This window comes from Streptomyces sp. NPDC029014 (genome assembly GCF_055564695.1).
In genome coordinates this window covers 24,055-35,709 of record NZ_JBVHVT010000057.1, presented here as the reverse complement: position 1 = coordinate 35,709, position 11,655 = coordinate 24,055, and the positions used below count along the sequence as shown (strand labels likewise).

The 11,655-nt window shown below is 71.4% G+C and carries 8 protein-coding genes; 2 read left to right on the top strand and 6 right to left on the bottom strand.

Annotation, left to right across the window (positions count from 1 at the left end):
* Nucleotides 1-157: 157 nt before the first annotated feature.
* Nucleotides 158-337: a hypothetical protein gene (locus ACZ4VL_RS27545; protein ID WP_468204966.1), complete on the bottom strand. Its 180-nt coding sequence runs from the start codon at nucleotides 335-337 to the stop codon at nucleotides 158-160.
* On the opposite strand from ACZ4VL_RS27545, the gene ACZ4VL_RS27540 reads away from it, so the two are divergent.
* Entirely contained in the window at nucleotides 330-698 is a 369-nt protein-coding gene (locus tag ACZ4VL_RS27540) for a hypothetical protein (protein ID WP_468204964.1), read from the top strand. The two genes, ACZ4VL_RS27545 and ACZ4VL_RS27540, sit on opposite strands and share 8 nt — an antisense overlap.
* A gap of 251 nt (nucleotides 699-949) precedes the next feature.
* Here the strand turns inward: ACZ4VL_RS27540 and ACZ4VL_RS27535 are convergent, their stop codons facing one another.
* The 3 genes from ACZ4VL_RS27535 to ACZ4VL_RS27525 all read right to left on the bottom strand — a co-directional run bounded on the left by ACZ4VL_RS27535 (nucleotide 950) and on the right by ACZ4VL_RS27525 (nucleotide 4,090).
* On the bottom strand, nucleotides 950-1,627 hold the full coding sequence (locus ACZ4VL_RS27535; RefSeq protein WP_468204962.1) for an Lsr2 family DNA-binding protein: 678 nt from the start codon (nucleotides 1,625-1,627) through the stop codon (nucleotides 950-952).
* Between the two features lie 273 nt (nucleotides 1,628-1,900).
* Nucleotides 1,901-3,190 carry an outer membrane protein assembly factor BamB family protein gene (locus tag ACZ4VL_RS27530; RefSeq protein WP_468204961.1) on the bottom strand — a complete coding sequence of 430 codons (1,290 nt, stop codon included), beginning with the start codon at nucleotides 3,188-3,190 and terminating at the stop codon, nucleotides 1,901-1,903.
* 489 nt (nucleotides 3,191-3,679) lie between these two features.
* Complete coding sequence (locus ACZ4VL_RS27525; RefSeq protein WP_468204959.1) at nucleotides 3,680-4,090, bottom strand: winged helix-turn-helix transcriptional regulator; 411 nt, start codon at nucleotides 4,088-4,090, stop codon at nucleotides 3,680-3,682.
* A gap of 101 nt (nucleotides 4,091-4,191) precedes the next feature.
* Between ACZ4VL_RS27525 and ACZ4VL_RS27520 the strand changes: the two genes are divergently transcribed.
* Nucleotides 4,192-5,049, top strand: a complete 858-nt coding sequence (locus tag ACZ4VL_RS27520) for an alpha/beta fold hydrolase (protein WP_468204957.1) — start codon at nucleotides 4,192-4,194, stop codon at nucleotides 5,047-5,049.
* A gap of 298 nt (nucleotides 5,050-5,347) precedes the next feature.
* Here the strand turns inward: ACZ4VL_RS27520 and ACZ4VL_RS27515 are convergent, their stop codons facing one another.
* Together ACZ4VL_RS27515 and ACZ4VL_RS27510 are read right to left on the bottom strand one after the other, a co-directional pair.
* Nucleotides 5,348-6,457: a right-handed parallel beta-helix repeat-containing protein gene (locus ACZ4VL_RS27515; protein ID WP_468204955.1), complete on the bottom strand. Its 1,110-nt coding sequence runs from the start codon at nucleotides 6,455-6,457 to the stop codon at nucleotides 5,348-5,350.
* Between the two features lie 443 nt (nucleotides 6,458-6,900).
* Nucleotides 6,901-11,286, bottom strand: a complete 4,386-nt coding sequence (locus ACZ4VL_RS27510; protein ID WP_468204953.1) for an nSTAND1 domain-containing NTPase — start codon at nucleotides 11,284-11,286, stop codon at nucleotides 6,901-6,903.
* Nucleotides 11,287-11,655: the final 369 nt, after the last annotated feature.

The following is an 11,655-nucleotide window of genomic DNA, read 5'->3' as shown; positions in this document are numbered from 1 at the left end:
GAGTTGGGCCCTGGGTGCGGGCTTTGCTGCTCGCGGGAAGGCTCCGTTTGAGGTCGGATCCTCCGCAGCAGCAGCATGAGCTGGGTGACGTCGTTGCGTTCCCGCCGGCCAGGGAGACGGCCAGTGGGATGCCCTGGCCGTCGACGATCAGGTGGTCCTACGAGCCGAACACGATCGGCTTGTCCAGCACGGTGCCGGCCATCGGGGCGGCGGGCTGCACGGCACCGGCCGCGTCGGCCACCGCCGGCGCCACGGGCGCGGCCAGCAGGGCGGCCAGGCCGAGGACCAGCGCGGCCAGCCGGCGCGGGGTGCGCGGGGGTGCTGTCAGCTTGACCACCGAACTCATCGTGCGGGAGGCGGCGGGATCCGGGAACCGCGCCGGAACCCCCGCTGTCTGCCAGTTCGTCCGCCGACAACGCCGCGGCGGCCGGCAGACCTTGGTGGCCGCGCACCTCCCGAGGACCCATGTCGCCACGCCACAGGAGAGCGACAAGCACAAGGCCTTGAAGGAACGGATCGCGCGGACGGCGTCCCGTCACGGGCTCGACGTACAGGTCGGGGCCAGATCTTCCGACCGCCGGATCGTCACCGTCGTTTGGGTGTCCGGGCCGGCGGCCCGTGTGGGGTGGGAAGCCCAGTACTCCCCGATCAGCGCGAGCACCGTCCATCGGCGCTCCGCCAACGCACGCGCGGCTTAGCTGCGCCTCGCCCGCCCGCGCCTGGCGCGAGTTCAGGAATCTCCCGACGAAGGCTGCTCACCAGCGCGTGCGCCGAAACCCACCCCCACCCACCCGTCCGACCGCCCGGCTCGAAGAACCAGCGGGCCGCCACGAGGTGGGCAGAGACCTGGGGCTTTGCAATCCCTCGCAGACCTCCGCTACCTGTATGCCGGGGCAGTCTGGCAGACAAGGCGCATCCAGCCCGTGGCCTCCGCGGATATGCGTCGAGCTCAGGCGGGGTGGCTCTGCTCCCATGCTTCGCGCACTTCTCGGGTGAGTCGGCCCCGCGGGGGGATTTGGAAGCCGTTTGTGCGGGCCCAGTCTCGGATGGTCTCCGTGTCGATTGATTCCCTGGAAGGGGTCTGTCGGATCTCGTAGAACAGGTGTACCGCGGGAACGAACTCGACAGGTTGGTCCAGCAGGCCGTCGGGGAACTGTGGGACGTCAGTTGTTCCGCTGAGGACTGAGGTCAGGAAGGCGGTGAGGGCTCCGTCATACGTGAACCATAGGGGGCCTCGTGCTTCGTTGACCGCGATGCGCCAGGTGTCGGGTGAGTCCTCGGGTTCGGTGATCCAGAACAGGTACTCGCCGTTGTCGGTGGATCCGATAACGAACAGGTGGCGGGGGTCGTAGGGAACGGGGTAGGTGCCGTCGTCGTAGTCGTCCTGCAGGTATGCACGGACACGAGAAGGCGTTGGACCGGTCAGGCTGGAGTACGGCGTCACGCCATGCGGATGATGGATTCCGATGTAGTCGCCAAAGCGGCCCGGCCCATAAGTCGAGGCGAGCAGCTTGTAGTCGTCGGGCAGCTGCATGCCGAGTTGGGTTTCCACAGGGTTCCAGTCGATGGGATCGGGCTTGGTACGCGGCGGAGGGCAGAGACGGATCAGGGCGCTCAGGTTGGTCACTGTCTTCCTTGTTGGCGGCGACGCAGTTGGTCGGCGGCGACGCAGTTGGTCGGCGTGATGGGGGTTGTCCAGGTCCTTGCCGAGATAGAAGCCGTCCGCTCCGTGGGCCTCCAGCTGGATCCACTTGGGTACGGAATCCGCTGAATCACTCGTGTGTTCATGGCGAGACCACCCAGAGACGAGCCGCCCTGGGTACGGTTAGGGCGAGGTTCTTCCCGCGGCTCGTGCCCGGTTCCCGGCAGCCCGATGGGGCAGCCCCCTCGCCGACCCCGGTCACCCGATGGCAGGGTAGGCCATTGCATCCGTTCCCTTGAGTGCCAGGCCGACGTACTCGTTGACCGCGTAGGGCGCGACGCCGGGGGGCGTGGGGAGGTCTTCGCCGGTGCGGGCGTCCAGTGCCAGTGGGCCGCCGCCGTCGGTTCTGCCGTAGATCCGTCCGTGCCACACGGCGGTCACCGTGGGCGCGATCCGGTTGGCGGCCTTGTCCGGCAGTGTCCACCGGAGCTCACCGTTGGAGGTGTCGAAGGCCCATACCGAAAGGCCCTGCCAGTTCCGGAAGCAGACGAGGGTACTGATGCCGTCGAACTCGCAGTCGGCGGGACCAATGTCCGGGAGTTCCTTTTGGACCACTCCGGTCTTCGGGTCGACCAGCCGATGGAATTCGACACCCGCCCTGCTTCGCCCGCCGACGTTGACGAGTTGGGGTCCTCCCGTGCCCACGCCCGGATACTCGCTGTCCTCCCCACGCCAGCGCTGCTCTCCCGTGTACAGGTCGTATCCGGCAGCAGCTTCGTACTGACTGTCGATCGCGTCCTTCGTGATGCCCACCAATGCGCCGTTCACGATCTTCTTCGCCTCGAACAAGTCGCGTGTCCACAGCACCCGCCGGTCCACCAGGTCGATGGCGTAGGTGGTACGGCCAGCGGGCTTGAAGGCGCCGACCGTCACAAGGGCCACACGGCCCGAGCTCCCGGCGACGCGAACGCTCAACGGGTTCGGTGCGTCCTTCGCCCATTCGGGGATGTTCAACGGAAGCCGCCATGCGACCTGTGCGCTGGCGGCATTCACCGCGGTGAACTCCACGAAGACCCGCTCGGCGTGCGTCCCCGCCGCGGGCTGCTTGACGAGGAACGCGGCAAGAGCCAGTGGGGAGGAGCCTTCCGCAATGGACACCGGGTGGTCGAACGTGAAGAAGCCGTTGCTGTCCTGCGGATCCGTCACCGGTGTCGCTTCTGGGGTGATGGCGGTTACCGCACCGTTGGTGGTGTCGACGGCCAGCAGGCTCTCCTGGGTCGCCACGTAGACCCTGTCCTTGTAGAGCTCCACCGGATTCCTCAGCAGTCCCAGGTCTTTGCCCTTGGGGGTGAGGAGCCCGGCGGTGACAGCTTTGGGCATCGGCACGCCGGCCTTGGCGTCGAATTTCGCCGGCGGGTCAAACACCGCGCGCGCAGGCTTCGCGGACGTGTCCGTCGATCCGTCGGGCTGCGGGCTGCAGGCCACGACGGATCCCATCAGGAGCAGCGCGCAAGATGCCCAACGGTTGATGGCACGGCTCACGTTCACGAAATTCTCTTCCCTTCCATCACCGGATGATCACCCTACGCTCGGAGTGAGGGATCGCCGCATCCACAATCGGCCGGTTCAGACCACGATGCGCCGGACAACGGTGGATCGGGCCCAGCTGGTCTTGGCCAGCGCGCCGTCATCGACGAGCATCTATAACGGCTGGCGCAGGAAAACCGGTCAGCCCCCACTCGACCCACCGCAGATAGGTGCCCTCGACGGCCGACTTCAGGATCTTGGTGCTTCGGGCAGAACCGGGAGATGCCGTTCTCGAACACCATCTCCCCGTCGTCCTTCACCAGTTCCTTTGCCGCCAGCCACTGCGTCGGCGACATCCCCTCCATCTCCGTTCTCGCCCGGCAGCCCGAAGTACCGCTTCATCGCGTGCGCGGCCGTCGCCGTGCCCTGCCCGTCGAAGGGGAACGACGTGCCCAACACCATCGCGTCGACGTACCCCAGCCACCAGTACTGAGCGCGGAATCGGCCTGCCTACCCCTCATCGGCCTCCTGGGCAGCGGCTTCGTTGGCGCGGTCGATCTCGGCCATGTGCTCCTCCGCCCAGGTCCGCAGCCCCGCAAGCGCGGCTTCCAGGGACAGCCCGAGTCCGGTGAGTCGGTAGAAGACCCGCGGCGGCACGGTGGGTTCGACGCGGCGCGCCACCAGCCCGTCGCGGGTCAGGCTTCGCAGCGTCACGGACAGCATCTTCTGCGACACACCGGGCATCCGGCGTCTCAGCTCCGCGAAGCGCACCTCGTCCGGTGCGGCATCGGCGAGCGTCTTGACGGCCATGGACGTCCACTTCGTACCGATGCGGTCCAGCAACTGCCGCGTCGGGCAATGGGGATCGAACAGATCGCCGTGTACCCCGTGACCGGCGGCCCGGGCTCCTCGGGTGGTCACCTGTGGCTCACCACCTTCCCTGAAAGTGCCGTCTAGGAAGCGGTTGGTCAGTTACCTATCGTTCTGTGGTCACCAATGGTAACCACTCAGGAGGAGCCGTCATGACCGTCACCACCGCACACCACCTGCGCCGCATCGCGACGAACGGCGTCCAACTCAACGTCGCAATCGCCGGGGACGGACCTGCGGTTCTCCTGCTGCACGGCTTCCCGCACACCTGGCAACTCTGGAGCGGCATCATGGGCCGACTGGCCGGGCAGTACCGGGTCATCGCCCCGGACCTTCGAGGCTTCGGTGCCAGTGCACGCACCGTCGAGGGTAGCGACGCAGGCACCCTCGCCGCCGACGCCGAAGGGCTGCTCGACGCACTCGGCGAGCCCTCGGCAGCGGTGGTCGGCATCGACGCGGGCGCTGCCCCCGCCGTCCTGCTCGCGCTGCGCCGACCCGGCCTCGTCCGGCGGCTGGTGGTGATGGAGGCACTGCTCGGCCGCCTGCCCGGAGCAGAGGACGTCGTCGCGGGCGGTGCCCCGTGGTGGTTCGGCTTCCACGCCGTCCCCGGCCTCGCCGAGACGGTCCTGGCCGGCAACGAGGCCCCGTACGTCGACTGGTTCCTCGACTCGGGGACGCTCGGGCGAGGAGTACCCGCCGATATCCGTGCGGCCTTCGTCCACGCGTACAGCAGGGGTGAGGCCCTGCGCTGCGCGTTCTCCTATTACCGGGCCCTGCCCACCAGCGCGCAGCAGATCCAGGACGCAGTCGCGACGGCTCGGCTGACCATGCCCACTATGGCCATCGGCTCTCACCCCGTCGGCACCGGGCTCGAACGCCAACTCCGGCCCATCGCCGATGACCTGGTCGGACACCATCTCCAGGACTGCGGCCACATCATCCCCCTGGACCGCCCCGACGCGTTGCTCGCGCTCCTTGCTCCCTTCCTCGCCGCCGATCTGCCGAAGTGACCGGAGCAGGGCCGAAAATCACGGTCGGGAGTTCGGGCTTCGACCGGGCACCTGGTATCTGGCCGTGGGGTGGCACCACGGGAACGCAGCAACCGCGCTCATCGCCCGAACACAGGACCATAAGCGTTCCCTGGATCCCCGTGAGGGGGATCCTTGGAAGCAAACGACCGGTGTTGCTTCTCGCCCCACGTAACCCAGTTCTCAACGACCGGGGAGGACTGGCAGGCGTCACACCGGCGACAAGCCGGTGTCGCCCGGCCGAACAGGTGCGGCCCGCGCCCCCGCTTCCGGGCGGGCTTTATGGCGCGGTGGTCACCGTCGCGGTGTGGCCGTTGTCCTCGAAGGTCCGGATCCGGTCTCCCGAGACGTTCGCGATCCCCACCCGGTCCAGCCGTACGGTGGTGTCGGTTTCCCCCGCGATGGCCGCGACGCCGTTCGCGCCGCCCCGGATGGTGTCCTTGACCGCGGTGAACGTGCCGTCTTGGAAGGCGATCCCGAAGTAGCCGCTGTCGCGGATCGTGTTGTGGCTGGTCTCCACCGTACCGAAGGCGTAGATGCCGAGCTGGTTGCCGACGAGCCTGTTCCTGGTGACGGCGACCCCCGTGTTGGCCAGGATGCCGGCGTGTTGGATGTCGCTGAAGAAGTCGGTGCCGCAGCCCGGATCCGGCTCGCGGCAGGAGTTGTCACTGACGAGGTTCTGCTCGGCCCTGCCGGTGGCCTCGACGAACTCGATGCCGTCCGTGGAGATGCTCTTCTGGCCGGTGACGACGTTACGGAGCACAGTGGCGTTCGACTCCGCGCCGAGCGCGACGATGCCCGAGCCCTGGTAGTCCGTGATCCTGGAGTCCCGGACGTCCGCCGACCCCGCGCCGGAGGGGAAGTCGCCGATGAGGACGGCGTTGGCGCTGTGGAAGCACGGGGCCATGGGGGTGTCCTTGATGTGGGACACCGCCGTATGGCTCAGGTCCAGGTGTGCTCCGTCCCGGACCCGGATGCCGGCTCCGAGCGCGCCCTCGTCGCAGGTACCGGAGCCCGGCCCGCTCACGGAGAGCCGGGAGATCTTCACACGCGCCGCGTTGTCGAGGTAGACGATCGAGTTGAGGCCGTCGGGGCCCGTCACCAGCTGCTCGGGGGCGAGGATGGTGCTCTTCCCGGCCCCCGCGCCCGTGAGGGTGAGGTTCTTGTGGATCGTCACCTGCTCGCGGTAGACACCGGCGCGGAGGGTGATGCGGCCCCCGGGCTGCGCGGCGTCGACGGCGGACTGGACGGTCGGGTAGGCGGCCGAGGGGACCACCAGTGCGTCCGGCTGCGGCACGGCGGACGAGGATGCGGGGGCGAGGGAGCCGAGGGCCACCGTGGCGAGCAGCGTGCCGAGGGCCGCCGCGCCGCGTGTGCGGAGAGGGTGCATGGGTTTCTCCTCCCGGAGGGAACGGCTGGCCGCGCGTGGCCGCCCGACGCCGTGGGACAGGGCCACCCGAACACAGGGTGGGCGCGGTTGACGCGGGCCGTGCCGTGGGGGTCGGCTGTCCGGACCAACAGGACCACACGCCGAGCCACGGGGCGCCCCGGGCGGCGTACGAGGTGCAGGGCCGGCCCTGCCCACGCTGCGCCTGGATGGCGCCCAGCGGTCCGATCGGTGTCACACGGACGGCTCCCACTCCTCAGGGCCGCACCAGCCCGATCGTTGGCAATGAAGACGTCGCGACCGTCTTCGCCTGCGGCGACGACCGGGCTCCGGGATCCGGCACGACGGACGGCCCGACCTCGCGGACCTCTACGACCGGTGCCTCGCGGCGGTGCGGGACGGCAGCTGAGGCTTACGCTGACGCCCCTGCCGCCCCCCGGGTCGCCTCACCCGGGGAGGCCCTCGCACGGTGGGGTGCCGGGAGTGCCGGAGGGCAGCAGCGCGCGCTCGGCCGGGGTGTAGTCCCGGCCCGCCGCGGCGCAGAGGCTCCTCATCATCTCCCGCGGCCGCAGGTCCAGGTCCTGGTACCAGCCGTCACCGGCGATGAGCAGCCGCTCTCCGCGCAACGTGAAGCCGAGGTCGGACGGCACCGGGTGACTGGCGAGCAGCAGTCCGCTGCCGAGGTCCCAGAACTGCATCTCGTAGTCCCGTCCGAAGGTGATGAGCGTGTCGTTCGCCCCGAAGCCGACCAGCTCGACGACGTCGGCGCCGCCTGCGGCGAGCACGCGGCCGGCGGGGGCGCCGCCCGGCACCTCCCATTGGCGCAGGAATCCGTCCGTATGGGCCGTCACCAGCCGGTTGCCGTCGGGGCTGAACTGCAGCGGGGCGGGATCCGAGGCCGCGAAGCGGGTTTTGAGGGTGGCCCCCACGGCGAAGGCGCGCAGGCGGGTACGGGTCCGTATGTTCCAGATCTCCACGGTGCCGACGGCGGTCCCGCCGCCCGTCACGGCGATCTCGTTCGGGTGCCCGGGGCGGGCGCGCAACTGCCCGTAGGCGGCGAACGGGTCCGTCTTCTCCGCCTCGCCCTTGGGGACCGTCCGGACCGGTGGCCCGGCCTGCCGGCCGGTGGCGGCGTCGACCAGGATCAGCCGGCCGTCCCGCGTGAGGACCGCGAGCTCGCTGCCGCCGACGGGCTCGATCGCCTCCACGCCCCGCCTGCCGGGCTCGTCGGCGCCCGCCTCCCACACCAGGTCCACGCGGTGGGTCGGATCGGCCGCCCGGTACGCCACCGGGGCCGCGTCCCGGCCCCGCTCCAGGACCACCCACTGGGAGTCCGCGGTCCAGATCGGCGGGGACGGATTCCCGATGGTGGCGTCCCGGGGCACCTTCCGGGCCGTTCCGCTGGCCATCGTGATCACCTCCCGGGACTTCTCGTCGATCCGCGCGACCAGCGTCCCGTCCGGGGAGAGCGCGCCGTTGGCCCCGTCGGTGGGCTGGCCGACCCGGTCCACCCTTTCCACCGGCGCGGCCCCGGCCATCAGCAGCGAGTCCGCCGCCGGGACGAGGACGGTGACGCGGCCGTCGTCGGCGGGTATGACGGTGAGCGGCGTGTCGTTCCCGAGGACCGGTGTGCGGGTGCGGTACGCCTTGCCGGTGCGCAGGGCCATCAGGGTGAGCTCCACGTAGCCCTTGCCACGGGTGGGGGCCTGCGTGAAGACGGCGTATTCACGGGTCGTGTCCATCCGGTCGTCCAAGGTGCTCACGCCCTGCGAGGGGGTGGGGAGCGTCGTCCCCGGACCGGGCGCGGCGGTGGCCGGGAAAACCTGCGTGGCGAACTCCCGTGACGGGTCCGAGCGTCTCTCCTCGGCGATCAGTTCTCCCCCGCCGGCGATCACCGTGAGGTCCCGTCCCTGCTCGAAGGCATGGACCTGGCGGCCCGTCAGCAGATCCCGGATCACCGTCTGTCCGGTCTTCGGAGGGTCGTACTGCGCGGTGAACACCACCTGGCCGGAGTCGGCGGTGAAGGCGACGTCCCGGGGATCCCCGGGCACCAGGTCGCGGGGCGTGTCAAGGCGCTGCCCGGTGGACAGCTCCCAGGCGGAGAGCGCGGCGTAGCGGTCGAATTCGCCCCGGGCACCGGTGGCGTCGTAGAAACGGAGCATCCGCAGCAGCCGGCGCCCGTCGCCGCTGAAGTCGAGGGTGGCTCCGTTCACTTTCCGGCCCTGCGCGTCCTGGGACGGCAGGGCGCGGGGCGGCCCGTCGACGGTGAGGTCCCACACCCACACGCTGCCATCCGACCCGGCCAGGGCGTAGCTGCGGCCGTCGGGGCTGAGGGCGCTGTAGTTGGCGTCGGCCACGGCTGCGGGGACGTTCCGCAGCTCCCGGTGCCGCGGCTGGTTCTCCCGCAGGCCGGTGACCACGGTGAAGGTCTGCTTCCCGGTGGGGCCGGAGGTGCGCACCACGCTGGTGCGGCCGTCCGGGGTGGTCCGCATGCCGAGGAACCGGCCGGACCACAAGCCGGTGTGACTGGCCGTGAGCCGCTGGCCGCGGGGATACTGGCGCAGCAGCGCCCCGTACGCCTCCGCGGTGTCGCCGGTGCGCCAGGCGGCCATCGCGAACTGGAGGGACAGCGAGAGCTCGCCGGCCTCGTGGCGGTGCGAGAGGTCGGCGAGCACCCGAGAGGCGCTGGTGCGCAGTTGGGCCTCGACCGCCGCGCCGCGCCGCTGGACGGCCACTGCCAGGCCGGCCGCGAGCAGGGTGAGGACGGTCAGGCAGGCGGCCACCGTTCGCCAGCGGCGGGCGCCGCGCCGCAGGTGGCGCTCGCTCTGGCGGATGTACGCGCGCTCGCCGTCGGGAATGTCCTCGGGCCGCCGCTCCAGCCAGTCCGAGGCGGTGGCGAGGATGCCGCCGCGCAGCAGCGCGCCGGGTTCACGGCCCTGGCCCTGCCAGCGCTGGAGGTCCCGGCGCAGCTGCTCCTGCCAGTGGCGGAAGTCCCGGGACTCGGCCAGCCAGCGGCCGAGCCGGGGCCACAGGGTGGCAAGGGCCTCGTGGGCGAGTTCGACGGTCTCCGCGCCGTCGGGGCCCCGGCCGAGGACGAGCAGCTTGGTGGGGCCGAGCCGGTGGGCGAGGTCCCGCAGGGCGGGGTCGAGGTCCGCCGTGGGGGCGGGGCGGCGCGTGAACCCGCCGCCGTCGGCCGGACGTACGGTCTGGGCGAACAGCCGCCGCGCGAGGTACTCCTCGCCCTCGGCCAGGCGCGTGCTCAGGGCCTCCTCGGCGTAGCCGACCAGGGCTCCCGCCACGCCGCCGAGCCGGTCGTAGACGGCGTGCGTGAGCATCGACCGGTCCCGCTGCTCCCAGAGCCGGGTCAGGGCGAACTCCACCAGCGGCATGCGGCCGGGTTCGTCCGCCGCGTCGGCGACGATCCGTTCGGGCAGGCCGGCCTCGAACCAGAGGCCGGGGACGGTCTCGACGGGGGCGGTGACGGCCTGGTGCAGCCCGGCGGCGGAGAGCGGGGCCAGGAACCGCGTGGCGCCGCCACTGAGCAGGTCGGCGGTATCGGAGGTGACCAGGGCGTCGAGGGACTCGGGCCGGGCGGTCGCCACGACGCGGAGCACTTGGCCGATGGGGGAAGACCGGACGGCGGGCGCACCGGAGCCGGGCGGCGGGGCGGCGCCGGAAACCGGCGGCAGGCCGGAAGGGGGCGGCTGGTCCGATACCAGGGCCACGAGGAGCCGCAGCAGGGTCCGGGCGTCGTCGGGGCGGGCCCCGGCGTACTCCTCCAGTTGATCGACGAAGAGTACGTGCCCTCCTGGTCCGGCGTGCGCGAGCAGTCGGGCCCGCAACGCGCCCGCCGAGTCCTCGGACAGCAGCCCGGCGAGGTCGACGGCCGCCCGGAGCCCGCCGACCTCGCCGAGCCCGGGTTCCAGCACCGGCACGAGCGCCCGGGCCAGCGCAGCGGCCGGGGCCGCCCCGGGCAGGGCCCGCAGCTCGGAGACCGTCAGCCCGTCAGCCATCAGCCGGGGCAGCAGGCCGGCCCGCACCAGCGAGGACTTGCCGGAGCCGGAGGGGCCGACGACCAGCGTCAGCGGATGGCCGGCGACGGCCTCGCGCAGCTGCCGCGTCTCCTCGGCGCGGCCGTGGAACAGGTCGGCGTCGGCCTCGGTGAAGGCGGCCAGGCCCCGGAACGGGCAGCGGGGCCGCAGCACCCGCTCGTCCATGAGCGACGCCGAGGGGATCAGGTAGGCGGTGGTGGCGCCGGCGGCACGCTCGGCGGCCACCGTCATGCCGACGACCCCGCGCTGTTCGTCGTCCCAAACGGGGGAACCGCTGAACCCCGGGGAGATCCGGGGCTCCCCGGCCGCCGTCTCCATCTGCAGCCAGCCGGCGCCCTGCGGGCCGCGGAGCGTGCCGAGCGTCCAGACGCCGTGGGGAGCCTGGGCGGGGAACCCGATGGTGCGGAACGGGTGTTCCCACACTCGAGTGCCGTCCACCAGCGGTACCGGCCGGCTGCCCTCGACGGGGCGGTCCAGGCGGAGCAGGGCGACGTCACCGGTGTCGTCGTCGTTGATCCGGCGCCAGGCGACGACGACGGCGCGGGCGATGCGCAGCGCGCCGGTGTCCTGGTCGCGGAGCATCGGGAAGTCCAGACGTACGGGGGCGTCGGGGGCCGCGTCGGGGGTCTCGGACAGTCCGGCCGCGGCGGCGACGACGTGGGCGCAGGTGGACACGACATCGGCGTCGACGAGGAACCCTGCCCCCACCACGTCGCCGTCGCCGTCGCGGATCCGCACGACGGCCCGGGCGAGCACGTCGTCGTCGTGGACGGCGGTCACCGTCGGCCCCCCTCCGCCGGAAGGCCACCACCTTACGTCAACTCACCTATCCGTCAGCCTTGTTCAGGCCACGGGGACGGAGTTCCCGAAGGGCGTCGGCCCCCTCGCCCCTGACCGCCCCAACGGGTCGCCGCGGCACGATCAGGGCCGGGAAACCGGCGGCGGAAAGCAGCCCCGACTCGCCCGGAAAAACCCGGCCGGGGGTCTCCGGCGGGGTCGTAAGCGCGCTCCGGGGCCCTCCCGCACCCCCGGAGCCGGCGGCCGCGCACACCGTCGTCGCCGCTCTCAGCCGGCACGCGGGCGCGAGCTGGATGCCGAGGCCGGAGGAAGCTGGTCGGATCACAACATGGTGCTGAGACATCAGGTCGC